The 26,858-nt window shown below is 69.6% G+C and carries 24 protein-coding genes and 1 pseudogene; 10 read left to right on the top strand and 15 right to left on the bottom strand.

Going from position 1 to position 26,858, the window contains the following annotated elements; genetic code table 11:
• Window positions 1-31 precede the first annotated feature (31 nt).
• The 4 genes and pseudogenes from ABZ904_RS35185 to ABZ904_RS35170 all read right to left on the bottom strand — a co-directional run bounded on the left by ABZ904_RS35185 (window position 32) and on the right by ABZ904_RS35170 (window position 4,676).
• Window positions 32-358, bottom strand: coding sequence for a hypothetical protein (locus tag ABZ904_RS35185; protein ID WP_361827990.1), 327 nt, complete (start codon window positions 356-358; stop codon window positions 32-34).
• A gap of 156 nt (window positions 359-514) precedes the next feature.
• Entirely contained in the window at window positions 515-1,075 is a 561-nt protein-coding gene (locus ABZ904_RS35180; protein WP_361001913.1) for a hypothetical protein, read from the bottom strand.
• A 562-nt stretch (window positions 1,076-1,637) separates the two neighbouring features.
• A pseudogene (locus tag ABZ904_RS35175) lies at window positions 1,638-3,763 on the bottom strand (SpoIIE family protein phosphatase).
• A gap of 319 nt (window positions 3,764-4,082) precedes the next feature.
• The gene (locus ABZ904_RS35170) at window positions 4,083-4,676 is read right to left on the bottom strand and encodes a TetR/AcrR family transcriptional regulator (RefSeq protein WP_361001918.1); all 594 of its coding nucleotides are present in this window, start codon (window positions 4,674-4,676) and stop codon (window positions 4,083-4,085) included.
• A 237-nt stretch (window positions 4,677-4,913) separates the two neighbouring features.
• Here ABZ904_RS35170 and ABZ904_RS35165 point away from each other — a divergent pair, with 237 nt between their 5' ends.
• The 3 genes from ABZ904_RS35165 to ABZ904_RS35155 all read left to right on the top strand — a co-directional run bounded on the left by ABZ904_RS35165 (window position 4,914) and on the right by ABZ904_RS35155 (window position 7,825).
• Window positions 4,914-5,384: a VOC family protein gene (locus ABZ904_RS35165; protein ID WP_361001921.1), complete on the top strand. Its 471-nt coding sequence runs from the start codon at window positions 4,914-4,916 to the stop codon at window positions 5,382-5,384.
• A 396-nt stretch (window positions 5,385-5,780) separates the two neighbouring features.
• Window positions 5,781-7,220, top strand: coding sequence for an NAD(P)/FAD-dependent oxidoreductase (locus ABZ904_RS35160; protein WP_361827987.1), 1,440 nt, complete (start codon window positions 5,781-5,783; stop codon window positions 7,218-7,220).
• A 77-nt stretch (window positions 7,221-7,297) separates the two neighbouring features.
• A complete protein-coding gene (locus ABZ904_RS35155) occupies window positions 7,298-7,825 on the top strand; it encodes an AMP-binding protein (RefSeq protein ID WP_361827984.1) in 528 nt (175 codons plus the stop codon).
• A gap of 326 nt (window positions 7,826-8,151) precedes the next feature.
• Here the strand turns inward: ABZ904_RS35155 and ABZ904_RS35150 are convergent, their stop codons facing one another.
• Together ABZ904_RS35150 and ABZ904_RS35145 are read right to left on the bottom strand one after the other, a co-directional pair.
• Window positions 8,152-8,733: a hypothetical protein gene (locus tag ABZ904_RS35150; protein WP_361001927.1), complete on the bottom strand. Its 582-nt coding sequence runs from the start codon at window positions 8,731-8,733 to the stop codon at window positions 8,152-8,154.
• A 326-nt stretch (window positions 8,734-9,059) separates the two neighbouring features.
• The gene (locus ABZ904_RS35145) at window positions 9,060-9,356 is read right to left on the bottom strand and encodes a hypothetical protein (protein WP_359409479.1); all 297 of its coding nucleotides are present in this window, start codon (window positions 9,354-9,356) and stop codon (window positions 9,060-9,062) included.
• 10 nt (window positions 9,357-9,366) lie between these two features.
• Between ABZ904_RS35145 and ABZ904_RS35140 the strand changes: the two genes are divergently transcribed.
• Window positions 9,367-9,801, top strand: coding sequence for a hypothetical protein (locus ABZ904_RS35140; protein WP_361001929.1), 435 nt, complete (start codon window positions 9,367-9,369; stop codon window positions 9,799-9,801).
• 214 nt (window positions 9,802-10,015) lie between these two features.
• On the opposite strand, the gene ABZ904_RS35135 is transcribed toward ABZ904_RS35140, so the two are convergent.
• The 6 genes from ABZ904_RS35135 to ABZ904_RS35110 are packed head-to-tail and all read right to left on the bottom strand — an operon-like array spanning window position 10,016 to window position 16,583.
• A complete protein-coding gene (locus ABZ904_RS35135; protein WP_359409475.1) occupies window positions 10,016-11,323 on the bottom strand; it encodes an MFS transporter in 1,308 nt (435 codons plus the stop codon).
• A 39-nt stretch (window positions 11,324-11,362) separates the two neighbouring features.
• Complete coding sequence (locus ABZ904_RS35130) at window positions 11,363-12,823, bottom strand: MmgE/PrpD family protein (protein ID WP_361001931.1); 1,461 nt, start codon at window positions 12,821-12,823, stop codon at window positions 11,363-11,365.
• Window positions 12,823-13,650 carry a cyclase family protein gene (locus ABZ904_RS35125; RefSeq protein WP_359409470.1) on the bottom strand — a complete coding sequence of 276 codons (828 nt, stop codon included), beginning with the start codon at window positions 13,648-13,650 and terminating at the stop codon, window positions 12,823-12,825. Before ABZ904_RS35125 ends, ABZ904_RS35130 begins: the two co-directional genes overlap by 1 nt.
• A 58-nt stretch (window positions 13,651-13,708) precedes the next feature.
• The gene (locus tag ABZ904_RS35120) at window positions 13,709-14,542 is read right to left on the bottom strand and encodes a CoA ester lyase (protein WP_361001936.1); all 834 of its coding nucleotides are present in this window, start codon (window positions 14,540-14,542) and stop codon (window positions 13,709-13,711) included.
• Window positions 14,539-15,756: a CoA transferase gene (locus tag ABZ904_RS35115; protein ID WP_361827979.1), complete on the bottom strand. Its 1,218-nt coding sequence runs from the start codon at window positions 15,754-15,756 to the stop codon at window positions 14,539-14,541. Before ABZ904_RS35115 ends, ABZ904_RS35120 begins: the two co-directional genes overlap by 4 nt.
• Window positions 15,753-16,583: an IclR family transcriptional regulator gene (locus ABZ904_RS35110; protein WP_359409464.1), complete on the bottom strand. Its 831-nt coding sequence runs from the start codon at window positions 16,581-16,583 to the stop codon at window positions 15,753-15,755. The genes ABZ904_RS35115 and ABZ904_RS35110 overlap by 4 nt, the downstream gene beginning before the upstream one ends.
• A gap of 245 nt (window positions 16,584-16,828) precedes the next feature.
• On the opposite strand from ABZ904_RS35110, the gene ABZ904_RS35105 reads away from it, so the two are divergent.
• From ABZ904_RS35105 to ABZ904_RS35090, 4 genes are read left to right on the top strand one after another with little or no spacing between them, the layout of a single operon-like run.
• Entirely contained in the window at window positions 16,829-18,271 is a 1,443-nt protein-coding gene (locus ABZ904_RS35105) for an MmgE/PrpD family protein (protein ID WP_361001941.1), read from the top strand.
• Window positions 18,268-18,903 carry an aspartate/glutamate racemase family protein gene (locus ABZ904_RS35100; RefSeq protein WP_361001944.1) on the top strand — a complete coding sequence of 212 codons (636 nt, stop codon included), beginning with the start codon at window positions 18,268-18,270 and terminating at the stop codon, window positions 18,901-18,903. Before ABZ904_RS35105 ends, ABZ904_RS35100 begins: the two co-directional genes overlap by 4 nt.
• Window positions 18,900-20,330, top strand: a complete 1,431-nt coding sequence (locus ABZ904_RS35095) for an FAD-binding protein (protein WP_361001947.1) — start codon at window positions 18,900-18,902, stop codon at window positions 20,328-20,330. Before ABZ904_RS35100 ends, ABZ904_RS35095 begins: the two co-directional genes overlap by 4 nt.
• Window positions 20,327-21,793, top strand: coding sequence for a dihydroorotase family protein (locus tag ABZ904_RS35090; RefSeq protein WP_361827974.1), 1,467 nt, complete (start codon window positions 20,327-20,329; stop codon window positions 21,791-21,793). The genes ABZ904_RS35095 and ABZ904_RS35090 overlap by 4 nt, the downstream gene beginning before the upstream one ends.
• Before the next feature lie 196 nt (window positions 21,794-21,989).
• Here the strand turns inward: ABZ904_RS35090 and ABZ904_RS35085 are convergent, their stop codons facing one another.
• A complete protein-coding gene (locus ABZ904_RS35085) occupies window positions 21,990-22,985 on the bottom strand; it encodes a LysR family transcriptional regulator (protein ID WP_359409454.1) in 996 nt (331 codons plus the stop codon).
• 95 nt (window positions 22,986-23,080) lie between these two features.
• Between ABZ904_RS35085 and ABZ904_RS35080 the strand changes: the two genes are divergently transcribed.
• Complete coding sequence (locus ABZ904_RS35080; protein WP_361001951.1) at window positions 23,081-24,238, top strand: nuclear transport factor 2 family protein; 1,158 nt, start codon at window positions 23,081-23,083, stop codon at window positions 24,236-24,238.
• Window positions 24,239-24,548: 310 nt separating this feature from the next.
• On the opposite strand, the gene ABZ904_RS35075 is transcribed toward ABZ904_RS35080, so the two are convergent.
• Together ABZ904_RS35075 and ABZ904_RS35070 are read right to left on the bottom strand one after the other, a co-directional pair.
• A complete protein-coding gene (locus ABZ904_RS35075) occupies window positions 24,549-24,773 on the bottom strand; it encodes a hypothetical protein (protein WP_359409450.1) in 225 nt (74 codons plus the stop codon).
• 176 nt (window positions 24,774-24,949) lie between these two features.
• Window positions 24,950-25,495 (bottom strand): DUF305 domain-containing protein, encoded by a 546-nt coding sequence (locus ABZ904_RS35070; RefSeq protein ID WP_361827970.1) that lies wholly within the window; start codon window positions 25,493-25,495, stop codon window positions 24,950-24,952.
• Window positions 25,496-25,724: 229 nt separating this feature from the next.
• Between ABZ904_RS35070 and ABZ904_RS35065 the strand changes: the two genes are divergently transcribed.
• Complete coding sequence (locus tag ABZ904_RS35065) at window positions 25,725-26,666, top strand: helix-turn-helix transcriptional regulator (protein ID WP_359409446.1); 942 nt, start codon at window positions 25,725-25,727, stop codon at window positions 26,664-26,666.
• Window positions 26,667-26,858 lie beyond the last annotated feature (192 nt).

Below are 26,858 nucleotides of genomic sequence, written 5' to 3'. Positions count from 1 at the left end.
GACCCCTCGGTCACCACGCCGCCCACCGGAGTCATCCCCCGGGGCGCGGCGTGGGCCTGCCCCGGCACGTTGCGCGCTGCGGCATCCCGAGGACGTCCTCGGCGAACCCGGACGGGGTGTCACGCCACAGCTCGGACGCGCTGCCTGTGTGGAGCTCCATCACGACCCGCAGGTCCAGGAGCGCGCGGTCGTCGAGCTCGCCGAGCTCCTTGCGCCGCTCATCGGCGGGAGCGTGCAGCAACCGACGGGCGAGCTCCGCAGCCTGCACGGGCAGCTGCGCGATCCGGTGCGGGCGTACCCCGGCACGGGCGGAGGCAGCGAGCGCGGCGCACCGGGTGAGCGGCGGCAGATCAGTCATGGGCGGACACGATAGGCAACAGCCCGCCTACGGTCGCGCGGTTCCCTCGAGGACCCCGGCACCTCGGATGACGAAGCCCTCGAGGGGGCGCGACGGTCCAAGTGAGGGAGTCGGATCAGACGCGCCACCAGACCAAACGAAGCAGCCGCGCCCGCGTCACACGCGGCTGGCTTCCTGCCTGGCGGCCCGCGCCTTGTCCATGGCGACGGCGAACTCCGCGTCGCGCCTTCGCCTCTGATAGATCGCCGCTTGGATGACCCCTACGGCGGCCGCGGCCGCGAGGACCGTGGTCTGCGGCTGGCTTAGCGCCCGCAGAAACCGGGCCACCCGTTTCGTGGTTAGGCGGGTCATCCCCGTGTACCCGAACGGCGCGGATGCCGCGGAGACCGCGTCGCACGCCTGCGCGAACGCGGGATCGTCACCGCGCCAGCTCCCCGGGTGCCCGGCGCCCAGGATCAGCTGCGCCCGGGTCGGGGCCACGCCGAGGGCCAGGAGCCGCAAGTAGTCTGCCCGCGCGACCCTGGCCCGCTCGTCGGCCGCCTCGGGGTCCCGGCCGGCCAGGGCGATCGTCAGCCGCGTGTCCGTGCGCGCCCTGGCCCACACCGCGGGCAGGCCAAGGCCCAGGACGATTGCCGCGTCGTCCACGGTCTGACCGGTCCGGAGCACGGTCACGAGCTGGTCGGTCTGGCTGTCGGTGAGCGGGGCGGAGTCGGTCATGCCCGCGCCTTACGGGCGGACGCCGACATGGGGCGCACCCCGGACGTCAGGTGTCGACCGGGGCGCGGTGGTGTGTCCGGGTGCCGGGCCTACGTGCCCGGGGTGCCGCTGGCGCCGCCGGTGCCGCTCGAGCATTCGGAGTCGGGGTTCCACGGCGTCGCCTTTCAGACGGGAGGGTTGAGGCCCCGGATGCTCGAGGGCCTGGCGGCCTTGCAACGCTCTCTACTGCCTGACCTGCGCCGAGGCCGCCTACAGTCGAGAGCAGAGCGCGATCCCGGAGCCGCAGCCGGCCCGCCCGTGGCGCCCGGAGGACGGGCGGAACCCGGGGTGTGGACCTGGCCCAGGAGCGACCCCCCAGCACCGTGGGTGCGGTCAGGTGGCGCGTGGCGGTACGCGACGCTCATGACGCGGCAGGTCTGGGCAGACGGCTCGGTCTACTACCAGGTGGCCGTTGACCTGCATGGCGACAGCTCGGTGTCGGCGCGCCTGTACCGGTGGGGTCAGCCAGGTCTGAAGGTGGCGCACCAAGAGCTGTCCCCGGCTGGCCGACGTCCGCAGTGAGTCAGGGCCACGGTCTGGGTCTGGCGATGAGTATGGACACGTCGTCGTGGTCGTCCGGATCACGCAGTGTTTCCAGGAGCCGGTCGCACGTTACTTCCAGGGAAAGGTCGTGGCCGTCGAGTACGCGGAGGAAGAGGTCGAGGCGTTCGTCGATGGCGTCGCGGCGGGTTTCGACCAAGCCGTCGGTGTAGAGGACCAGTTGATCGCCGGGGCGCATGGGCACGGTGGTCGTTTCGAAGGGGACGCCGCCGACCCCGAGGGGTGCGGCAGATGGTAGGTCGAGCAGTTCGGGGGGCCCGTCTGCAGGTGTCAGTGCGGGGGGCAGGTGTCCGGCTGCGGCGATTCGGCACCGGTCGCTGTGCGGGTCGTATTCGGCGTAGATGCAGGTGGCGATGTAGGGGTCGAGACCGACGGTGATCTTGTCGAGGCGTTGCAGCACCTGGGCGGGCGGGAGGTCGAGGTCAGCCAGGGTAGAGGTGGCGGTGCGCAGGCGGCCCATCGTGGCGGCCGCATCGATGCCGCTGCCCATCACGTCGCCCACCACGAGCGCGGTCTTGTCCTCCGCGAGGGGGATGACGTCGAACCAGTCGCCACCGACCTCGGTAGAGGTTCCGGCGGGTTGGTAGCGGGTGGCGACCTCCAGACTCTCGGGTGGCGTCGGATGGGGCAGCAGGCTGCGCTGGAGCGTCACGGCAGTGTTGCGGACGCTTTGGTACAGACGCGCGTTGTCGAGGGACACTGCAGTTCGGCTGGCGAGCTCACCGGCCAGGGTGACGTCGTCAGCGTTGAAGGGCAGTTGATTGCGGCCGCGCATCAGCCCGAGGACGCCGAGTGCCCGGCTCTGGGCGGCCAGCGGTATCGCGAGATATGCGGCCAGCGGTATCGCGAGATATGCGGCCAGCGGTATCGCGAGATATGAGTGGATGCCGACACTGGCCAGGACAGCGGCGGCTCGGGCGTCACGGGCGATGCGCGCCAGATCCCACTCGTCCACGCGAGTCACCATGATCGGCTGACCGGTCCGTACGCATTGGGTGGGCAGTCGGTCGGCGTCATAGCTGACCGGTTGGTCGGCTGTGCCGGCGGCGCCGGTTGCCTCAGCGAGGTAGGCGGCCTTTACCGCGAGGGTGCGAAAGAGCGCCGGGCCGCTGTCGAGTGTCGCGGGGCGGCGATCGTCCAGGGCGGAGTCGAGTACGTCCACGACCGCGACGTCGGCGAGTTCGGGCACTGCGACGTCAGCCAGTTCGCGGGCGGTCTGTTTCATGTCCAAGGTGGTACCGATACGGGCGGATCCCTCAGCGATCTGGGCCAGGCGCTGCCGGGCTTGGGCCGCCGCTGTGATCGCGCCGTGCCGATCGGTGACGTCCAAACACGACGTGGCGACACCAAGAACCTGGCCGTTGGGATCCTCCAACCGGTAGACGGAGACAGACCAGGCGTGATCGTTGTCAGGGTCGGCCGGGGTGCGGCCAATGGTGTACTTATCAACCAGAGGGCGTCCGGTCTCGAGCACTTCTCTGACCGCCGCCTCGGACGGGTCGACACTGTCGGAGGGGGCAGGACCTCGCGGAAGCACCGGCCGATGTGGTCCTTGGCAGACAGGCCGTGTATTCGCTCCATTGCCGGATTGACGGCCACATAACGCAGATCGGTGTCCAGAACCTCCAGCGCGACCGGCGACTGGGCGATCAGCTGCTCGGACAACGCCAAGTCCTGCCCCACCTTTCGCAGCGTCGACGCATTGGTGGCGATGCCCAGAGCGTAGAAGTCGCCCTGCTTGTTCGGCAGACGGGTGCAGCGAAATTCCACCAGCCGCGTACTGCCGTCCTTGTTCCGGACGGGAATGAGACCGGCCCAGCTCTGGCCAGTCTCCATCATCTGCTCGCACTTACCGGCCATCAGGTCCACGTGCGGGTCATGGACCAACAGCTGAGCCGCGTGCTGGCCCAGCACTTCCTGCGCGGAGTAGCCGAACAGCTCTTCGGCCTGCGGGTCCCACAACACGAACCGCCCGGCCCTATCCAGCGCCACCACCGCCACACCGAGCGCATCCAGCACCCCGCTCGGCAGCTCCAGCTGAAGGTCGGACGAGCCGCTGTCGCCACTGAAAGATCCCGCTTCGCTCATCCCAGATATTCCTTCTGGCTGCCAGGACGACACGTGTCCAGTGCAGGCCCTGGAGCTGCAGCGATGGGCTGCTTTTCGTGCCTTTCTGGTGCTTCCATAGTCTCCTGAGACGACCGACGACGCACAGCGCCGGGCGTGTGGTCACAGAGTGTGATACTGGCGGGCTCGCGTATTCAACTGTCGCCGGTTCTCCGCGGGATCAGCCTGGTGGTGAGCGTGCGGCTCGATACCGGTGACCTTGACCGCCTTGGCGAACTCGGCGCCGATCCGCTCTTGCCGAGCGTGCGGCCGAGTTCGCCGGTCCGCGTGCGCGACGATTTCAGCTACCGGCGCGAGGGCGGCGTTCCCCCTCGGCATCGCTGCTCGCTGTGTTGGTCAAGATCGCGCTTGCGACAACGTCGAAGATGCGATCGGCGCGTGGTGCGAGCGAGCGTTGATCGCCGACCCAAGCGAGCGCCATTACCAGCGCGAACAAATCAGCGCCATCAATGTCGGTCCGCGCCATGCCCGAGGCCTGAGCGCGAGTGAGGAGCCGCGCACCGGCCGCGCGCACAGTGACGGACGAAGCGTGGAGTGCGGACTCCGTGTCCTCGATGGCGGCTGCCATCAGCACGATCACGCCCTGATACTCAGTTGTCCACGCGACGCAGTCGCGCAGCCACGATACGAGAGCATCGCCGGGCGAGCCGGACGCTTCGAGGACGTCTGCCTTAGCGGTCAGCTCGTCGAAGCTCGTGCGGAGCAGGGCATCGAGCAGCGCCTCGCGCGTCGGGAAGTGACGCAGCAGCGTGGCGAGCCCGACATCGGCCCTGCGCGCGATGTCACGCAGTGACACGTCGACGCCTTGCTCGGTGATGGCGGTGCCCGCTACTGCGAGCAGGTGATCGCGGTTCCTTCTGGCGTCGGCCCGCATCTGCCCCTCTTGACTATTCGGTTCAGTGGTCCATATATTCGGCTCAGCGATCCGTTTATGTGGGTCGCCGATCCGGATCAGCCTATCCCGCAGCGCGGGCAGGAAGCCAATCCCTCCGGCACCGTCGTCCGCCGCAGCGGCCGGGGGCGCGAGTTGCCCCGGCTGCGACCACTACCTGTTGAACCGATGACGCACTGGGCGTAATTCACCGACGTCAAGAAAACAAGGACACCCCCCATGAATCTGAAGCTCGAAGTGATCGTGCTGCCCGTCTCCGACATCGACCGGGCCAAGGCCTTCTACGAGAAGGCCGGGTTCCGCCTGGACGTCGACTACACGGCCAATGAGGACCTCCGGGTCGTGCACTTCACACCGCCCGGCTCCGAATGCTCGATCATCTTCGGCGATGGGCTGACTCCCATCGCACCCGGCTCGTTCCAGGGCCTGTACCTCATCGTCTCCGACATCGAGGAGGCCCGCGCGGAGCTCGTCGGCCGCGGCATCGAGGTCAGCGAGATCTTCCACGACGCAGGCGGCCTCTTCCACGGCCACGAGGGCGGGGAGGTCACCCACCACCTCGCGGGCCAGGAACGTCTGGCCGGCCTGCACCCCGAGCGCGCCTCCTACGGCTCCTTCCTCACCTTCAGCGACCCGGACGGCAACGGCTGGGTGCTCCAGGAGGTCACGCAGCGCCTCCCCGGCCGCTGACAACCCCGCAAGCCACCGCCCAAGGCCTGCAAACGGGCCGTGTCCGGCCCGGATGCAGCCGGTCCGGCCCAGCATTTCTCGCGGTCCGGGCCGAAGGCCGGCACCGGACCGCCGGGCGAGCGCAAGGGTGCTCTCCGCCGCCCGGCGGTCCGGCTGCCACGGGGCCGCGCCGGCCGAGCGGCCGCCGTGGGCGCCCAGAGACGGCTTTGCCGCCGGGGCCGTCCCATCCCGTGAGCCCCCTTGACCTCGTGCGGTGTGGCAGCCCGATTGCCGTCCGGCGGCGGGGAACGGCAAACGCGGCCGGCAATGGGTCGCGGCTGCCGGAGTGTCCGACCGAGTCACGGAAGCAATGAGGAACCAACAGTGAGGAACGAAACAGTGAGGAACGCAGCAGTGATGAACGAGCCAACCCGCACTTACGACGTGATCGTCATCGGCGCAGGGCCGGTCGGCGAGAACGTGGCCGAACGCGCCCGCGCCGCAGGGCTCAGTACCGTGATCGTGGAGCGTGAACTGCTCGGCGGCGAGTGCTCGTTCTGGGCCTGCGACCCCAGCAAGGCGCTGCTGCGGCCGGTGGTGGCACGTGCCGACGCGAGCCGCGTACCCGGACTCAACCCGGCGGTGGTCGGCCCGCTGGACGTCGGGGCAGTCCTCGCGCACCGCGACAAGATGTCCTCGTACTGGAAGGACGAGGACCAGGTCGACTGGCTCAACACCGTCTCCGTGGACCTCCTACGCGGCCACGGCCGCCTCACCGGCCCCAAGCAGGTGGCCGTGCAGACCCCTGAGGGCGACACCATCACCCTGGCCGCCCGGCACGCCGTCGCCGTCTCCACCGGCACACGCGCCGCCCTGCCTCCCATCCCCGGATACGACACCGTGCGTCCCTGGACCAGCCGCGAGGCCACCAGCGCCGACAAGGTGCCCGGCCGCCTCGCCGTGGTCGGCGGTGGTGTGGTGGCCGTCGAGATGGCCACCGCCTGGCAGGCGCTCGGCTCTCAGGTCACCATGCTCGTCCTCGAGAACGGACTCCTGGAGCGGATGGAGCCGTTCGCCGGCGAACTGGTCGCCGAGGGACTGCGCGAAGCAGGCGTCGCCATCCGCTTCAACACCACAGTCACCTCCATGGCCCGCGAGGACGGCGAAGACGGCGAGGTGCGGATCACGCTCTCCGACGGCGGGCAGCTGGCCGCGGACGAGATCCTGCTGGCGACCGGCCGCGCCCCGCAGACCCGCGACGTCGGCCTGGAGAGCGTCGGTCTCACCCCCGGCGACTGGCTGACCGTCGACGACACCTTCCGTGTCACCGGCGTCGACGGCGGCTGGCTCTACGCCGTCGGCGACGTCAACCGCCGCGCCCTGATGACGCATCAAGGCAAGTACCAGGCCCGGATCGCCGGCACCGTCATCGGCGCCCGCGCCAAGGGAGAGCCCATCGACGACGCCCCCTGGGGCGCGCACGTCGCCACCGCCGACATGGCGGCCGTCCCCCAGGTCGTCTTCACCACCCCCGAGGTCGCCTCCGTCGGCCTGACCAGCCGCGAGGCCGAGCGCAGCGGGCGCCGCATCGAGGTTGTCGACTACGACCTCGCCCGCGTCGCCGGCGCCCACCAGTACGGCGAGGACTACCGCGGCCACGCCCGCATGCTCATCGACACCGACCGCAACACCGTAGTGGGCGTCACCTTCGCCGGCCCCGGCGTCGGAGAACTCGTCCACTCGGCCACCATCGCCGTCGCCGGCGAAGTCCCCCTCGACCGGCTCTGGCACGCCGTCCCCGCCTTCCCCACCCTCGGCGAAGTCTGGCTGCGGCTGCTGGAAACCTACCGTGGCTAAGCCGTAACCCCGCCGTTTCAGTTGGGGACGACAGCTGGTGGGGCGAAAACGCGAAAGTGCCCTCCTGACTTGGGACGATGAACCTTGATGGTGATGAGTGGTTCCGTCGGTCCAAGCGGAGGGCACTTCCTACTCGGATTGCGCCCCCAGGGACGCCGACGTCCCCCGGACACCGAGATCCCCAGCGCACGACCATGATTAATCTCGGCGCTACTTCCTGTACCTCCACACATCCGATGTCCATCAAGCTGCTGGAGGCCTCCCGCGAGACGGCCGCGCTGCCGAAACTGCGCCTGTGCATCTCCGGCGGCGCCTCCCTCCCGGTGCCCGTGCTGGAGCGGTTCAACGAGGCCTTCGACACTGTGGTGTTCGTGGGCTATGGTCTCTCCGAGGCCATAGCCCACCGCAGCCGTCAACCAGCCGGACTTCGGCACTCGCGTCGGAACCGTCGGCCACGCCCTCTGGGGATTGGACGTCGAGATCGCCTGCGTCGACCTAGACGAGCGTATCGAGCTCCTGCCGGACGGCGAGATCGTGATCCGCGGCCACAACCTCTTCTCCGGATACCTCGGCCGCTCCGAGGAGACCACGGCGGCCCTCACTGACGGCAACCGCGTCGAAGTCTCCGGTAAGGGAATTCGGCACTGCCTCTACCTCGACATGGCCGGGGCTTGTTTGCCCCATGTGATCACATTTGCCCGGATGTCGAGACGGAGCACTACACGCCGGCGTTCAACGCCACCACAACGGACTAGCTGCCCCATCGGCGCGACGACCTGGCTTTGGGGTCCTGGGCCAACCTTGTTACCACCCACGACTTGGGCCCTTGTTGTGTCCTACGACATTGGCCAATGCTCCCGAGCTTCCTCACCACTGCCAGGACGCCTGACCGTTCAGCGGCCGAATCTGGCCAAGGTCGACTGAGAAATGGTCACTCACGTTGAGGCCCTCCAGATGCCGCGGTGCCCGGTGGACCTGCCTGGAGGACCTGCTTCCGGTACGAAGGGTCCGTGCCAAAGGTCGTTCTGGTCTTCTGCTGGTGGTAGCCGTTGGTGCACTCGCCAAGCCACATCCGGCCGATCCGGTCTATGCCACGCGACCACGCGTCGTGCCACAGGTAAGGGCCCGCTGCCGCGTCCTCATCGGAGCCGTACGCCGACTCCCAGCCGGTCCACAGCGCGGTCAGCTCAGCGACCACGGCGCCGTGCTCCCACCAGCACGCGTGAGGCAGTTGCTCGGTTGTCAGCTCGTACAGGTCGGCCATGCGGATGACCCACGCAGTGAACTCTGCCCACAACTGGTCGCGTTCTTGCCCCTTGAGCTTGTGCCAGACGACGGGCGCCCCGGGAACGCGTTCCCCTTCACCGGAGCCGTCCTCGCCAGAACCAAGCTGTCGGGCTCCGCCCCTGACGGAGGCGGCGTCCTCCACCCGAGCCAAGCGTGCGGCGAACGTGGTGAGCTCGCCATTGATGGACTCCAGGGCATCGAAGAGTGGTCCGAGAGGATCAGGCATGTCCGGCCCCCCGGTTCAGCCAGGCACCAGTAGCGGAGACACCCGCCAGCGGTCGGCCGGCCCCGTCGTCTGGCCGCCGCCTGCGCAGGCGAAGGTCCAGGACACAAAGGACTCCAAGGCGGCGAATACCTTGCGGGGATCCTCCCGCTGCGGGAGTCATGACCACCACGTCGTGATGCGGCCCGAGTGGCTCCGGCAGGACCCGCCGCCACAGCCTGCTCCGACGACGTGACGCTTTGCCCGTTGGGCGCTCCTCGAGGAAACACCTCCGTGGGGTGACTCTCTCGGCCGCGTTGCACGCCGGCCGCGGGATGCGGCCCAAGCGGTCAGTTTGCATGGTCGTTCACCTGCTTGAGGGCCTCCTTGGTTGCAGCTGCGATCTCCTGGGCCCGGGGACCTTCGTGGATCCGCTCGAACTTCACCCGTGTAACGGGAGTGCGGCGGTGCACGACCAGGCCCTCACGCTCCTTGATCTGCCGGATGTCTCCGGGTTCGAGTACGGCCCTGCGACGCGTAGACACGTTTATAGAAGCGCGGTCCCCGTCGTCGGACACCGACTCGGTGTCTTCCTCGAACTCGCCGGCGAGCGCGCTGTAGGTCTTCAACTCCTGCTCGTCCGACACACCACCGAGGGTGACCTTGATCCGAACGGCGCCCTCGGGCGAGAGCTCGCCTCGGGACGGGATTCCGGCGGAGGCGCTCGGCCCCGGACAGTGGGGAGCCAGTTCTCCCGTACGTGACCTCACCGGCGGCCGGACGGTGTCCGGCCGTGGCTGGGCACCCTTCGAAAGGCGACCTCACATCGCCCTGCTCGGTACGGCCCAGGACCACCCGGTGGACTGGCTACGGGCGGGGCAGGCACTGGAGCGGGTCTGGCTCCGGGCCACTGCGGACGGCCTCGTCGCCTCTTTGACCTCCCAGCCCCTGGAATGGCCCGAGATCCGGTGGGCCGTACGCGACCCCACGTCAGCCATGGAGCATGTGCAGATGGTGCTCCGCCTCGGGTACGGCCCCAAGGGGCAGCCCACGCCCCGACGGCCGGTGGCCGAGGTACTCGACGTCCTCTGAAGCGCCCGGCCCGGGGGCTCGCGCAGAGGGCCCGGAACCGCGGTCACGCACCGGGCGTGATCACGCCCCGCACCTGGCACACATGCGGGAGGACATACCTCGGTGCAGGCAGACCCGGTGCGGAGCGCGCAAACGGCTGGACGACTCATCACGGGCGCGGGCTACGCCCGGCCACCATGCTTCCTCCCGCGCGAGCCGGGTGGTTCGACCGGTGCTACCGCGGCCCTACAGCCAGCCCCGCCTTGCCGCCCGGCGTGGAGACCTCCAGGCGCGGGCGGTGCCTCGGCAGGACGAGCATCGAGCCGGCGCCGACCACGGCAAGGGCGGTCATCACGACGAAGCCGCTGGAGAAGCTGCCCGTGGAGCTGACGATGAAGCCCATGACGGACGGCGCGACGATGCCGGAGAGCGCGAACGCAGCGTCGGCGAAGCCTGCCGCGACGCCGGGCTGCGCGGGCATCGCGTCGATCGCCGCGACCCACCAGATGCCTCCGGTGACGAAGCCGAGACCGACACCGATGGAGATGAAGGTGACCGACACCGTGAGGGACGGTGCGACGATGATCGGGATGAGAGCGGCGCCGGAGAGCAGCAGCGCCACGCCCATGATGGTGAGGCGGGTGCGCGGGTTGCCGGTGCGGGCGAACACCTGGTCGGTGAGCACGCCCCCGAGGAGTGCGCCGGCCACGCCGGCCGCCCAGGGCGCCACGGTGAACAGCCCGACCGCGCTGATGCTGAGGTCGTACTGCGAGGACAGGTACTCGGGCAGCCAGTACATGAAGCCCCAGAACATGAACCCCCAGGCGAAGTAGCCCACGGCTATGACCCACAGGTTCCTGTTGGTGAGGACGGGCCGCCAGCGGACGCTGCCACTGGAAGAGCGCTCTTCCTCGAGTTGGCCCGCCGCGATGTGCGCGCGCTCGGCGGCCGATACCTTGCGGTGCTCGTCAGGGGTGTTCTTCAACAGGGCCCAGGCGACGGCGAACCAGAGTACGCCGAGGGCGGCGAGCACCCAGAACATTCCGCGCCAGCCCAGTCCGTCGATGAGCTGTGTCACCAGCGGCCCGCCGATCAGCAGGGATCCGGCCACGGCCACTCCGCCGACCATCGCCAGCGCGATGCCGCGTTCCTTCTGCGGCAGCCAGCGACTGACCGTCCGGGTCGCCGCCGGGAAGCCCGGGCCCTCACCCGCGCCGAGAATCACCCGAGCCATGAACAGGCCGATGAACGAGCCCGAGATGGGGGTCACCGCCGTGACCACCGACCAGATGGCCACCCCCACCAGCAGGATGCGCCGGGCGCCGTAGCGGTCGACGAGCGGGCCGGCGAGAAAGGCGAAAACCATGTAGCCGATCGAGAAGGCGCTGCTGATCAGTCCGTACTGGGACTTGCTGATGCCGAACGCCTTGGTGAGCGGGTCGACGGCGTAGCTGATGGCGCTGCGGTCGATGTAGTTGATGACGATGAGGGCGACGATCAGTCCGAGTGTCAGCCACCGGACGTTGGAACGCGAGGAACTCATGGGTTCACCTCGGTGGAGTGATGAGGAGTCTGCGATGCGTCAGGCGCCGGTCACCGTCGACATTGCGCGGGTCAGGCGCGAGGTGTCGGGGGCTGCGGCGATGTTCCATACCTCGTCGGCCAGATCCTGCACGGCCTGTTCCGCTCCCGCGCCGCGGGCGTTGGCGAGGAACTTGGCGGTGAGTTCCGTGGCGTCGAGAGGGTCTTGCGGGCTCCCCCTGTTCACCATGACCCGCTCGGTCACGGTGGTCCCGTCGTCGAGTTCCGCGGTGAGCACGGCGGGGAACTGATGCGGAAAGACGGCGGTGCACTCCTCGTCCGCGACGCAGGTCACGCGAGCGGCGAGGGCGAGGCGAACGGGGTCCGCCGCCGCCTCGTCGGTGAAGTCCTCGTGGAACACACCGAGTCCGTGGCCCGGTTCCCCGGGCCGGGCGAGCAGTCCTGCGGCCACCGTGTAGGGACCGCTGAACGCCGCGTGGTAGCCGGAACGCGGATGGGCCTTCTCGGCCGCCGGTTCGGCGATGGTGCGCAGCACGGGCGCGGGAACCCCGAGCGTCAGCCGCACGATGCGGTCGGGCTCGACCCCCCGGTCGCGCAGCCTCATGGCCGCGTCCACGCCCGCGTGTGTGAAGTGGTTGCAGGGGTAGGGCTTGATGAACAGCCGGGACAGTTCCCAGCGCTCACCGAGGCCCTCGGTCGTCGCGGCGACGACGGTCTTCGCATCGAAGCGGTCGCCGCAGAACGCCTGGAAGAAGCCGAAACGGCCCTCCAGAACGGTGGGCGGGCCGGTCAGGCCGAGGCGTGCCATGTCGGCGGCGACGACTCCGGCGTGGGCGGCCCAGCCGCAGTGCACGCGTTTGACGGTCCCTCCGGTGCGGTTGGCCTCGATGATGCCGGAACCCATGCTCGCGGCGATGCCGATCGCGGAGCAGATCCCGTCGGCGTCCAGGCCGCGCAGCACGGCGGCGGCGGAGGCAGCGCCGATCGCCCCGCAGATCGCGGTCGCGTGCAGACCGCGGTCGAAGAACACCGAGTTGCCGAGTTCGGCGTCGTACTGCGCCATCCCGAGCCGGCAGGTGATCTCGATGCCGACGGCCGCCGCGGTCAGCAGTTGTGCACCGTCGGCGCCGACCGCCTCGGCGGTGGCGAGCGCGGCGGGCAGCACCGAGGCCGACGGATGCAGGACGGACGGCAGATGGGTGTCGTCGAAGTCGAGGCTGTGCGCGAGGGTGCCGTTGACCAGCGCCGCCGACGGGGCCGGCAGCCGGTCCGGTGAGCCGATGACGGTGGCGGCGGGGGAGCCGCCCCACTCCTCGACGAGTTCCCTGACGGCGGCGCCGGGCCGCTGGGACAGGGCGGCGAGGCTGTTGCCGAGCAGGTCGAGAAGGTGGCCGGTGACCTTGTCGCGCAGGTCCGGGCCGAGTCCACCGTCGCGTGTCGCAACGGCGAACGCGGCGAGCTGCTGGGCGGCGGTGGGCATGGAGGGGGACGCGTCGGTCATCAGGCCACCACCGCGAGGGGGCGGATCGGGGAGCCGGTGCCGCCGACGATCCTGAGCGGGGCGACGATGAACAGGAACTCGGGTACGCCGGTGGCGGCAAGGTCCTCGAGCGCCAGGTGCTCCATGATGTAGATGCCGTGGTCGACCAGCAGCAGCCGGTGCACCGGCAGGACGCTGTGGCCCGCGCCCGGTGGGATCTGCTCACAGGCCGTCGTGTCGCAGCCGACGGCCCGCACACCGCGCTCGGCGAGCCATTCGCCCGCGTCCTCCGTGATGCCGGGGACACCGGACTCCTTGCCCAGATAGGCGATCGGATCGTCGAAGTGCCGGGACCAGCCGGTGCGGACGACGGCGACATCGCCCTTGCGCGGCTCCGCGCCGCCGAGTTCCGCCGCCTTGTTCAGGTCGGCCGCGGTCACCCCGTAGCCGCCGGGTAGGGTCTCGGTGCCGAGTGCCGCGGCCACGTCGAGCAGCACGCCGCGGGTCACCATGGCCGGGGTGTGCTCGGCGCCGTGCTGCGAGAACGAGCCGCCGGCTTGTGCTTGAGCCGCGTCGACGCCGCCGTGCAGCAGGCCGTCGTGGCTGACGTGGGAGAGCGCGTCGATATGAGTGCCGACATGACCGCCGGTGATGATCACCTCGTTGGCGGCGGAGCCCCCGTCGGGGCGGACCATGTCGCCGTGGCGGCGGGCCAACGTCATACGGAACCCGGGGTGGTTGGGCGAGCAGGGCATGCCGGTGAACAGCGGCTGGCCCAGCTCGACGATGCGGGGATGGGCGGGCAGTGCGGCGAGCAACGGGTTGGTGGTGTGCTGGACTAGGGTCATGACCTGCCTTGCCTGGGGGAGTGGGGGTGGGGCCGGGGGCCGGCCGCGGGTGCGGCGGTCAGCCGGCGAGTTCGAGGAGCCAGCGGGCGCGGGCCACGACCGCGGGGTCGACGAGGCGTCCGCGGTCGTCGAGCCAGGCCGCGTTGCCCGCGCGTTGGGCGCGGTGCAGGGAGTCGACGAGCCGGCGGGCGTCCTCGACCTCCTCGGGCTCGGGTGTGAAGGCCGCGTTGACCGGGGGGACCTGCCGTGGATGGACGACGGATCGGCCGAAGAAGCCGTGGGCGCGGGCGCGTTCGGTGCCGGCCTTGAGGCCTTCCAGGTCGGCCACTTGCGTCCAGACGCTCTGGACCGGGCCGGAAAGTCCGGCAGCTCGGGCGGCGTTGACCGTGCGGGCGCGTGCCCAGTCGAGCGCTTCGTCGGCGCTCACCCTGAGATCTGCGGCGAGATCGGCCTCGCCGAGCGAGAGCAGGACCACCTGCGGTGCAGTGGTGGCCAGTTCGTAGGCGCGTTCCACCCCGAGGGCTGTTTCGAACAATAGATGGAGCGGGGCGTCGACCCTCTCCAGTACGGCCCTGATGTCGTCGGGGCTCTCGCACTTGGGGAGCCTGAGTCCCTGCACGGGTGCGTCGGCGAGCGCCGCCAAGTCGTCCTGCCCGTCGGGGAGCCGTACTTGGTTGATGCGGAGCCACAGCGGTTTGGGCCAGGCGGCGGCCACCGCCTTGACCGCGTGCGCCCGCGCCTCGTCCTTGCGGTCCGGAGGCACGGAGTCCTCCAGGTCGAGGACGACGGCGTCCGCTTCGCCTGCCATCGCCTTGTCGAGGAGATCGGGCCGGGTGGCCGGGACGTAGAGCCAGGAGCGTACGGCGCCGACCGGCCGCGGAACGCCGGTCATACGACGCCCCGTTCGGCCAGGGCGGCGAGCTCTTCGGCGCCGACGCCGTAGCGGCCGAGCACCTCCGCGGTGTCCCGGCCCTTGCGCGGACCGGGCCAGCGGACGGCCCCCGGGGTGTCGCTGAGCCGAAAGGGCACGTTCTGGAACCGGATGGTGCCGAGCTCTTCGTCCTCCACCGCGGTGATGGTGTCCAGGGCCTGAAACTGCGGGTCCTCGAAGATGTCGCTCATGTCGTAGATCGGTGCGACGGCCGCCTGGGCCTCCTCGAAGGCCTCGACGACCTCGCTGCGGGTGCGGTCGGCGATCCATGAACCGACCGCCGCGTCGAGTTCGTCCGCGTGCCGGGCACGTTCGGCGCCGGACGCGAACCACGGCTCGTCCACGTACTCGGGACGGCCGACAAGGCGCATGACCCGTTCCGCGATGGACTGGGCGCTGGTGGAGACGGCGACCCAACTGCCGTCCTTGGTCCGGTAGGTGTTGCGCGGGGCGTTGTTCACGGACCGGTTGCCGGTGCGCGGCTGGAGTTGCCCGAGCTGGTCGTAGGTGATGGCCTGCGGCCCGAGCAGTGTGATCATCGGCTCGATGATGGCCAGGTCGAGCACCTGGCCGCGCCCGGTGCGCTCGCGGGCGTGCAGCGCGGTCATGATGCCGAAGGCCGCGGTGAGCGCGGACACGCCGTCGGCGAGTCCGAAAGGCGGAAGGGTCGGCGGACCGTCGGGCTGACCGGTGATGGCGGCGAAGCCGCTCATCGCTTCGGCCAGGGTGCCGAAGCCGGGGCGTTTGGCGTACGGGCCGATCTGGCCGAAGCCGGTGACGCGGGCGAGCACGAGGCGGGGGTTGATCTCGGCGAGAGCCTCGTAACAGAGGCCCCAGCGCTCCAAAGTGCCCGGCCGAAAGTTCTCGATGACGACATCCGTGTCCGCGACCATGCGGCGGAAGATGTCCTGCCCCTCCGGGCTGCCCAGATAGAGGGTGACGGCCTTCTTGTTGCGGGACAGCATCTTCCACCACAGGCCTACGCCGTCCTTGCTCGCGCCGTGGCTGCGCACCGGGTCGCCCTTGGGGTGTTCGACCTTGGTGACGTCGGCTCCGAAGTCGGCGAGCAGGGTGGCCGCCAGGGGCCCGGCGAAAAGGGTGGCGATGTCCAGCACCTTGATGCCGGTGAGGGCCGAGCCCCTGGCGGACGGGGCGGCGGGTGCGGAGTCGGTCATGGAGATCCTTCCGTTGTCGCGTGGGAGGAGACCCTGGATCCGGGTGCGCCGGCCGTGGGGCCGGTACCGGTCCACCCCAGCGCGGTGGAGATGTCGTGGGCCGCCGCGACCACGCGGGGTGCGCAGGCGCTGACGAACTGCGAGGTGAAGCGGGAGCGGGGGCCGCACACGGACACCGAGCCGCGGACATCGCCGTCGAGGCCGAACACAGCCGAGGCGACCGAGCCGGCGTCGGCCTGGCGCTCGCCCTGCGAGCTGGCGTATCCGAGCTCCCGGACGGCCTCCAGCTCGGCGCGGAGCGCGTCGGGGTCGGTGTGGGTGCTGCCGGTGAGGGCCGGCAGGCCACCGGCGAGGATCTCCTCGCGTCGCTCCACCGGCAGGAAGGCCAGGATGCACTTGCCCGAACTGCCCGCGTGGAGAGGGAACCTGCGGCCGAGTTCCACGGTCATCTTCACCTCGTGAGTGCTGACGATCTGGTCGACGTAGACACGTCCGCCGGGTACGAGCGCGGTGAGGGTCACCGTCTCCCGCGTCTCCTCCTGCAGCCGCCGCAGGGTGCCCGTGGCAACGGCGCGCAGATCGAGTTCGCGCAGTGCACGGGCTCCGAGCGCGGCAGAGGTCGCGCCCAGGCGGTACAGCCGGGTCTGCGGGTCGAGCGTGACCATGCCGCGGGCGACGAGGGTCTGCAGGATGCGGTGCACCACGGCCTTGCTGAGGTCCAGTTCCCGTGCGATGCGGGAGACGCCGAGTTCGTCGGGTCCGTCGGTGAACAGCAGCAGCACGTCGATCACGCGGCCTGCGGTCTCGGTTCCGGGTTGAGTCGTCATGGGCTCATTCTCGCCTGCCCTGGGAGTGTGATCACGGGTGTGGTCCCGTGTCGGACTCTCTGTCCGTACCGCTCAATGGAACATTAGAGAAGCACTGCTTCCGATCGAGGTCAAGAGCCATTCCCCAGTAAACATCAGCTTTCTCCTGGCTTTGCTGAGAGGTATTGACGGAATCCCGAACACGCTGGAATCATCGATATACGAAAGTGTTCCGCTGAATGGAACACTTGGAGGGAGGTGGACAGGTGCCCGTCGACCCGTCCCGCGAAAGACTCCACCAGGCCGGCGATCCCAAACGCGCGGCCGCCACGAAGACCGAGGAACTCGCCCGCTGGGTCTCGCAGCTGTCCTGGCCGGACGTCCCCGAAGCCGTACGTGAGCGCTTCTCCCTGGTCCTGTTCAACACCCTCGCCGTCACGGTCGCCGGATCGCGTACCGAGGGGCAGCGGCGCATCAGGAAGTCCTGGCCCACGCCGCCGGGCGGCGCTCCCGTGCTCGGTACCGACATCCGCACCCAGCCCGACGCCGCCGCCTACCTCAACGCGACGGCACTGGTGTGCTGTGAGCTCGACGAAGGGGGCAAGTACGCCAAGGGCCATCCCGCGGGGCACGCGTTCCCGGCGATCCTTGCCCTCGCCGCCTCCCTCGGCAGTTCGGGCGAGGTCACCGCACGTGCCCTGCTCACCGGGTACGAGGTCGCCGCACGCTTCGGCCGTGCCACCGCACTCGCACAGGGCGTCCACCCGCACGGCAACTGGGGCGTGACCGGAGCCGCCGCCGGCTGCGCCGTGCTGCTCGAACTGCCCGCAGAAGACGTCGCGGCCGCCGTCGACACGGCCGCGGGCCTGGCCGTGGCCGGGCACTTCGACTCGGCACTGGACGGTCACCGTGTGCGCGACGCCTGGATGGGAGCCGCCGCCATGTCCGGACTCGCCGCCGCACGGCTCGCCGCCGCGGGCGTCGTCGGCAACAGCGGTACGGCGGCCCTGTCACTCGGCAGTCTGCTCGGCTCGTTCGACCCGGCCGCTCTCACCGACGGCCTCGGGGACGACTGGCAGATAGTGCACAACTACTTCAAGCGGCACGCCTCGTGCTCGTACACCCACCCCGCCGCCGACCTGGCGCTGCGGCTGCGGAAAGGACCCCTCGCAGGCCTGACCGCCCATCAGGTCGTGGACGTCGTGACCGAGATGCGGGTGGAGACGCACGCGTTGGCCGCACCGCTGGACCGCACACACTGGGACGGCCCGCTCGGTGCGATGTTCTCCATCCCCTACGCGGTGGCCGCCGCCCTGCTGGACGGTGCGGTCGCCCCGGCCACCGCGGAGGCGACCCAGGCCGACAGACCCGAACTCTTCGCCCTCGCCGGGAAGGTCACCGTACGCGAGGACCTCACCCTGACCGCGCGGCTCCCGCACGAACGCCCCACCCGGCTCACCGCGGTACTCAAGAGCGGCGAGCACGTCGTGCTGTTCGCGCCCCACCCGGTGGGCGACAGCAGCCACCATCCCTTCACGGCCCGGACCCTGCCCGGCGTACTCACCGGCCTGCTCGGAGACGAAGCCCTGGTGGAATACCTGCGGAGGGCCGCGAACCACCTGCCCAAGGCCGACGACGTGGGCTCGCTGCTGCGGGACCTCACCCACCTCACGACCCCCTCGACGGCGAGTACCGGAGGCACTGCATGAAAATCCACTCCGTCACCCCGGTGCGCGTCGACGCGGCCGAGCTGACCCGGCGACGCGCCCGCTACCGGCGCCTGTCGCCGCCCGGTGTGGAAGTCGTCCTGGAGGACGGCGGCCCCGAGGCGCCCCCGCAGTTCGCCACGCGGGACGACATCGAGACCTCCACCTCCGCCGTCACCAAGGCACTCGCGAAGGCATCCGCCAAGGACTACGCCGTCCGCATGCCGGACTGCATTCTGGACCCGGCCGTCCCGGTGACCCCGGACGGCTCGGCCGTACCGGCCGTCGGCATGCTGCGCCTCACCGCGGGCCATCTGGCCGCCACCGGCACGGTCTTCGGCGCCGTCACCCGCAACCGCATCATCGGTGAGGCCCTCGCCGAACGCATCGCGGAGTACGGCCTCGGTCCGTGGTTCGCCGGGGTCGCCGTGCTCGACCTCGACTTCGACACCATCCCCGACACCCTGCGATGGAACGAGGCAGTACGCGGCGCGCTCGACGAATTCGCCGCCCGCGGCGTGACCGCCGTGATGAACGGCTGCTCCGCCGTCGACACCGGCACCCCCCACCCGGTGCAACTGGTCGACCCCGCGGAACGCGCCCTGCGACTGCTGGCGGCAGGGGCGCAGGCATGAGCGGGGGCGTGCCGGAGGACGACGGACAGGAGCAGGACGGCGCGGTCGACCTCGTCGTGGCCGGTGCCGGCGGAGGACTCGCGGGTGCGCTCAGAGCGGCACAGGCCGGGCTGAACGTCCTCGTCGTCGATCCGGACGAACAGTTCCTGCGTGGTAACAACACCTCCATGTCCACCGCGATGATCCCCGGCGCGGGCTCGCGCTGGCAGCGCGCGGCGGGAATCGAGGACAGCCCCGCACGTTTCCTCGCCGACATCACCGCCAAGACCCACGGCACCGCGGCCCCCGCACTCTCCGCAGCCCTCGCGGGGATCAGCGCCCCACTGGTGGAGTGGCTGGCCGACGAAGCGGGACTGCCGCTGACCCTCGTCACCGACTTCAGCTATCCGGGCCACTCCGCGGACCGCCTGCACACCCTGGAGGGACGGCACGGCTCCACACTGCTACGGCACCTCTACGACCGGGTACGGTCATCGCCCCGCATCGACCTCCTGGTCCCTGCCTGCCTCGCCGACGTCGAGCGCGGCACCGGCGGCGAGATCACGGGTGCGGTCCTCACCTACCCGGGCGGGCACAAGGAGACCGTCCCCGCACGGGCCGTCCTGCTCGCCACCAACGGGTACGGCGCGGACCGCGAGCTCGTGAGCCGTCACCTGCCCGAGATCGCCAAGGCCGAGTACCATGGTGGCCAGTTCTCCAGGGGCGACGGCCTTCGCATCGGCCTGAAACACGGCGCACACGCCGCCTACCTGGACGCCTATCAGGGCCACGCAGCGCTCGCGCGCCGGTCGCGCACCCTCGTCGGCTGGGCCACCATCATGCACGGCGCCGTGATGGTCGACAGGGACGGCCGGCGGTTCGGGGACGAGACCACCGGCTATTCCGAGTACGCGGCCGCCCTCGCGGCCCGTCCCGGAGCCCGCGGATGGATCGTCCTCGACAAGCGCATCCACGATCTGTGTCTGCCGTTCACCGACTTCCGTCAGACGGTCGACGCCGGAGCACTCACATGGGCCGACGACCCGGGCGGACTCGCGGAGCGTACCGGCTGCGACGCCACCGCGCTGAACGACTCCATCGCCGGCCAGGTCGCCCGGGCCCGCGGGGCGGCGGAGCCCGATCCCTACGGCCGGACGTTCTTCGAGGAGCCGCTGCGTCCCCCCTACGCGGCCGTCGAAGTGCTCCCCGCCCTGTTCCACACACAGGGCGGCCTCGCGGTGGACGAACACGCCCGCGTCCTCACCGAGGACGGAACGCCGATACCCGGACTGTTCGCGTCCGGCGGGGCGGCACACGGCATCTCGGGACGTGGCGCCGACGGTTATCTCGCCGGCAACGGCCTGCTGCCGGCACTCGGTCTCGCCTGGCAGGCGGCAAACACGCTGTCCCGCACCCACGCACACGGAGAAAGGCTCAAGCACACATGACGGAACTGGACCTGCTGATCAAGAACGTGCGCCTGGTGAAGCACAACGCCGAGGACATACCCACCACCGACATCGGCGTCAAGGACGGCGTCTTCCACCGCATCGCCCCCGGCATCCCCGCATCGGACGCCCGCGACGTCGTCGACGGCAAGGGACTGCTGGCCTTCCCTGGCGTCGTCGACGCGCACCAGCACTGGGGCATCTACAACCCGCTGTCCGACGACACCGCGACGGAGAGCCGTGCCTGCGCCCAGGGCGGCGTGACCACCGCTCTCACGTACATGAGGACCGGCCAGTACTACATGAACCGGGGTGGCAGTTACAACGAGGTCTTCCCACTGGTCCTCGAGAACGCGGAAGGCCGGTCGTACGTCGACTACGGCTTCCATCTCGGGCCGATGCAGAAGTCGCACATCGCGGAGATCCCCGAGCTGATCGCCCGCTTCGGCGTCACCTCCTTCAAGGTGTTCATGTTCTACGGCAGCCATGGCCTGCACGGCCGGTCGGCGGACCAGAACGCGTTCCTGATGATCCCGCCGGGCGAGCGCTACGACCTCGCCCACTTCGAGTTCGTCATGCGAGGGGTGCAGGCGGCGCGCGAGGCGTACCCGCAGTTCGCCGACGCCATCTCCTTGTCGCTGCACTGCGAGACGGCGGAGATCATGACGGCGTACACCAAGCTGGTGGAGGAGGAGGGCAAACTCGACGGCCTCGCCGCGTACAGCGCCTCCCGCCCGCCGCACTCGGAAGGCCTCGCCGTCACCATCGCGAGCTACCTCGCCGCCGAGACGCAGCTGCCGAACATCAACCTGCTGCACCTGTCCTCGCGCAAGGCCATCGAGGCGGCCATGCTGATGGCCAAGACGTTTCCCCAGGTGAACTTCCGGCGCGAGGTCACCATCGGCCATCTGCTCGCGAACATCGAGACCGCGTCGGGCATCGGCGGCAAGGTCAACCCGCCGCTGCGGCCGCAGGAGGACGTGGACGCGCTGTGGGAACATCTGGTGGCGGGCCACATCGACTGGGTGGTCAGCGACCATGCGTGCTGCAAGGAGGAGACGAAGTTCGGGGACCCGAAGAGCGACGTCTTCGCGGCCAAGTCGGGCTTCGGCGGCACCGAATACCTGCTCCCCGGTCTCGTGGGTGCGGCGCCGGAGCACAGCCTGCCCTTGCAGAAGGTCGCTGAACTGACCGCGTGGACTCCCGCACAGCGCTTCGGGCTCGCCACCAAGGGCGCGATCGCCGAGGGTTACGACGCGGACCTCGTACTCGTCGACCCGTCGCGATCCTGGACGGTGGACGCGGCGGACTCCGAGTCGGCGCAGGAATACACACCGCTGCAGGGCCTTGAGATCGGCGCAAGGGTTGAGTCGACGTTCCTGCGCGGCCGGCAGGTCTACGCGGACGGCAAGGTGATCGGGGACCCCGAGGGCCGCTACCTGTCACGGCCGACCACACCCTGAGATGCGGGATCGCCTCCGCGCGGAAACGGCGCGGAGGCGGTCGGCGCACCTCGGTGATGTGCCGTCGGCGCCGGACCCCACAGGAGCGGGCCCCGAGCGTGCAGCCGAAAACCCTGTTTACCCCTCAGCCGCTCGCCCACTCCCCACCCGAGGCCGACGCCGGCCTGCTGAGCCGCAACCGCATTCGGCCGACGGCTCAGTCGTGCGGACGGTCCCCGTCGTCCGAGCCCGTCACGCCGCCGTGCCGTGCGGGCGCGGCGCACGGGGCGCCGGCCGCGTCCGGCCCGTGCGCGGCATCGGCGGGAAACACCGCGGCGCAGGCCGCCGCGAGCTGATCGAGCAGGGCGCCCGTGCAGGGGTGGGCGTCGTGCCGTGGGGTGAGGGTGTGAATGCCGCGCGTGGGGGGATCGACGAGTGGCACCGCCGTCACATCGGCTCGCAGCGCGTACCTGAGCACTCCGGGTATCAACGCGATGGCGTGACCGGTCGCCACCAAGGCCAGTTTGCCGTGCAGGTCGGCCGCCGCGAGGTCGATGCGGGCGCTGACTCCGGCCCGAGTCGCGTGCCGCCGCAGCAGCGCCGCCGAACCGTCGTTGTCCTCGGCCCAGACCTCGTCGGCCAGTGCCCGGATGTGCACCGGGCCGCGGCCCGCCTGCGGATGGCCGACCGGCAGCACCACCATCATCTCGTCCACCGTCAGCAAACGGCGTTCCACCTGCGGGTCGTTGGGCAGTCCTGGCGGTGCGTCGGTGACGACCGCGACGTCGAGATCACCGGCGATGACGCGGCCGTGCAGTTGTGCGCTCAGTCCGGGCAGCAGGCTCCACCGGACGGGTCCGACCTGTCTCAGCAAGCCCCGGATGGCCTCGGGGACGACTCCCGCGGCAAGGGAGGGTGTCGCACCGACGGCCAGGGGCCGGTCGAACGCCCCGTCCCCTGCGTCCTGTACGGCACGAACGGCGCGGTCTGCCTCCCGGAGCGTGGCCAGGGCGTGGCGCCGGAAGACCTCGCCGGCCGGCGTCGGGCGCACCCCGCGCGCATGGCGCTCCATCAGCGGTACGCCGAGTTGCCGCTCCAGCCCGGCGATCTGCCGGGAGACGGCCGACTGCGTGTGATGGAGCTCGGTGGCTGCCGCCGACAGCGAACCGAGTCGGCACACGGTCACGAACGTCCGCCACACGGTCAGTTCCATACCGCCAGTATGCCCGTCAGGTATGCGGGCTCCGCAGACCTGTCATGCGAAATCTGCGCTTGTCGCATTCATCGGGGTACATCACTCTGGCGGACATGACACCACCGCACACCATCGCCGTCCTCGGTCTGGGTCGCATGGGGCACACGATCGCCACCCGACTGGCCTCCCGGAACAGGGACGTCGTCGGCTGGACACGGTCCGGGCGCACATCGCCCACCGTCAGGACGACCGCCGATCCGCACGAGGCCGTGGCGAAGGCGGACCTCGTGCTCCTCGCGCTGTTCGACGGCCCGGCCTGCCGACAGGTGCTCGACGACATCCACGACTCACTGCGAACAGACACGATCGTGCTCAACACCAGCACCATCGCCCCTGACGAAGCCGCGCACCTGGCCCGGCGACTCGGCGCGCTCTACGTCCACGCCCCGGTGCTCGGCTCTGTACCGGCCGCCGCCGACGGCACCCTGGAGATCCTCACCGCCGCCGACCCCGTCGTGTACGACCGCGTCCGGCCGGTCCTCGATGCGCTCGGCACCGTACGCCCCGTCGAAGACGCCGCCACTGCCGCCGCGCTCAAGCTGATCGCCAACAGTTCCCTCGCAGGCAGCTTCCTCGCACTGCGCGACTCTCTGCAACAGGCCGACGCCCTGGGGCTGTCCCGCGCCCGGGTACTGGACGTCCTCGAACTGGGCTACCTGGGCCCACTCGTCGCCCGCAAACGATCCTTTCTCTCCCACCGGCCGACCGCGCCCACGGCTCAGTTCGCCATCGGCGCACTGGCCAAGGACATGGCATTGCTGGCCGCCGCGTCGAACGTGCCCCTTCGCAGCGGGTCCGTACTCGCCGACGCCGCTGCGGACCCGGAAGCCGACATCACCGCCGCCGCCATGGCTCCGGCTGCGGAGGACGCCGTGCTGGAGCCGCTGCGCGCCTACATCCGTGGTCATGCCACAGGCGACCCCGCCCATTTCCGGGCCGCGTTCCTGCCCACCGCCCACATCGAGGGAATCCGGGAGAGTGCCTTCGTCTCGTGGCGTCTGGACGACTACTGCGCCCTCTTCCCCGGCCATCCCGCCCCGGACGAACCGGCCCGAGCGCGCCGCATCGACTCCGTCGACGTGCACGCAACCGTGGCCACCGCGACCATGACGCTCCAGCATGGTCCGGACAGGTTCACCGACGTCTTCCTGCTGGTGCGGACAGGGGACGACTGGCGGATAGCCAACAAGGCCTACCACCGCCATTGCTGAGCCGCCCGGGTCACCGCAGGACCGGCAGCACCGCGCTCACGTCCCCGCGGGGGACCGTCCGGTGATCGTGCGTGACCGTCGGCGCCCGTCATGGGTTCGCCGTGCGTCACCGATGTGGGCGGGGGATGCCCTCGCTGTCATCGCACGTGACCGCTTCTTGCAGCGTGTCGGCGAGAACGCCGGTGGGGAAGGGCAGTGCCGCTGCGGTGAACAGCAGAGTGAGGTTGGCCGCGTGCAGCCCCCGGTCCACCGATGCGGGCGAAGGCCTGGTGATGGTTCAGCCGGATCACGCCGATAGAGGCGAAGGACGTCAGATAGCCCAGGTAGGCAGGCCATTGGTGCAACAGGGGGGCAGCAGCCCGCATCTTGGGTGGGCCGAAGTGCTCAGCTTCAGGACGAGGACGGTGATGGCCACTGCGATGCCCCCGTCGCTGAAGGCTTCCACCCGGCCGATGCAGGTGGCCTGGAAGGGACTCCGCGCGCCCGGTCGTTCGCCCTGGGTGGATTCGAGCCGGGAGCCGGGGTCCGCGGCCATGCCGGGTCTCCCGTCCGATGACGTGCGCGGGGCCGTGCCGCACGGCGTCGACACGCGGGGCTCTCGTGATGGTCCGCGGCCCCTCACACGCGTGCCGGGCGGGTCGGTGAAGCGTCAGGCGGACGGTGGGACGGGGTGGGTCGGCGTGATTCGCCTGCGGCACGACGAGACGTGGGTCAGCTTGGGTACCAGTCGTGCAGCCAGGTGCGCATCTGCTCGACCTGAGCGTTCTGGGCAGCGACGATCTGCTGGGCCAGGGTGGTGAGCGCATCGTGCACCGCGTGGCCCGGAACGGCCGTGGAAGCGACGGCAGCCGTCTCGTGGTGGGGGATCACGGCCTGCATGAATGCCTGATCGAACCGGGGTCCCGCTGGGACGGTGGACAGACGGGCGGTCGTCGTGTCCATCCAGGTAGTCATCGGGGCCCGCGCTTGTTGGACGGCATGAGGGACCCGCGTCCTCGCCAACTCGGGGGTGAGTCCGTACCAGGTGTGCAGCCAGCCGGTAATCCGGCTGATTTCCTTGTTCTGGCTGCTGATGATGTGCTGGGCCATGGCCTTGAGCTCTGGCCGGCTGCCCCGGGCGAGTTCCTGGCGGGCCATGGCGACCGCAGCGGCGTGGTGCGGGATCATCCCGGCCAGGAAAGCCTGCTCCAGCGCCGGTCCGGGCAGGTTCCCCAGCGCGATGGCGTACTCCCGTGCCGATCGAAGCAGCAGCGACATTCAGGGAATCCCGAATAGGGTTTTCAGTCGCCAAGATTATATTTAGAAAGCGTCTAATTGCTCGACGTCACTCGCCGGTCTGGCGGTAAGCGGGACGGCTCCACTTTGATTTTGCTGGCCGCGACTGTTCTAGGGGCTCCCCTTCTCGCTGACAGGGAGTGGCTTATGTGGGCACATAATTCCACTGTCCGCCTTGTCGGGATTGCGTGTCGAGAGCTAGCCTCAAGATATGACCAAGTCGTCGTCCGGTTCAGGTGACAACAAGGAGCTGAGCGATTTTCTGCGCTCGCGGCGCGCCCGGGTGACTCCTGAGCAGGCCGGGATCACGGCGGGGGCGAGTCGCCGTGTTCCGGGACTCCGTCGTGAGGAAGTTGCGCTCTCAGCCGGATTGTGCGTGGACTACTACATCCGTCTGGAACGCGGACGGGTGGCCAACGCCTCAGAAGCAGTGTTGGAGGCCGTAGCCCGGGCCCTGCGGCTGGATGATGTCGAGCGTGCGCATCTGTTCAACCTCGCCAGGCCGCAGTCCGCGGCCAGAGTGAGCCGGCCCGCCGTGCCGCAGCGAGTGCGTCCAGGTGCGTACGCGCTGCTTGAGGTTCTTCGGGCTACCCCTGCCATGATTTTGGGCGGTCGTATGGATGTCCTTGCCCTTAATCGGATGGCTCGCGCGATGTATGCCGATTTCGAGGCCATGCCGGCCTGCGAGCGCAATATGGCGCGATTCGTATTTCTCGACCCTGCGGCGCGTGAACTATATCTTGAGTGGGGCGAGTGCGCCCGCATGATCGTCACAGGTTTGCATCTTTATGCGGGTCGGCATCCGAACGATCCGCAACTGGCCCAGCTAACTGATCAACTGTCGGCCCTAGACGAAGACTTTCGCCGATGGTGGGCCGCGCAGGATGTGAAGGAGTTCTCCTACGGCACCCACCACCTTCGGCACCCCCTGCTCGGCGAAGTCACCTTGAACTGTGAAAACCTTATCTTTCCCGGTGACCCAGACCAGTGGTTGTCCGTGGGCACAGCCGAACCCGGCTCTCCGTCTTCCGAAGCCTTGCGGATCCTCGCCAGCCGGATCGGGGACCTGGACACCTCGATATATGCAGGTTCCGCAAGCAGTTCCGATCAACTGTCTGACCGTCAGCTCCAAGTCCACCGGGAAAAGGGGTGACGTCAGACGGCCAACCGCTGCCCCCTCATAGGCCGCCAGTCAGGATTCATATGGGCCGGTCGCAATGCTGATCATCACCGACGAAGGCGGGGAGATATTTGGGCGCCATGGGGCGACACCTGTCAACGGGCGGTAGTTTCCTAAGGGCTTGCAGGGAATCAAGGTGTTGCTTCCCGTCCTGGAGCTCGTTGG

It is taken from the genome of Streptomyces sp. NPDC046900, assembly GCF_040644975.1.
In the GTDB taxonomy this organism is placed as follows: domain Bacteria; phylum Actinomycetota; class Actinomycetes; order Streptomycetales; family Streptomycetaceae; genus Streptomyces.
The sequence above is the reverse complement of the archived record's forward strand: the minus strand, read 5'-3'. Positions and strand labels throughout refer to the sequence as shown.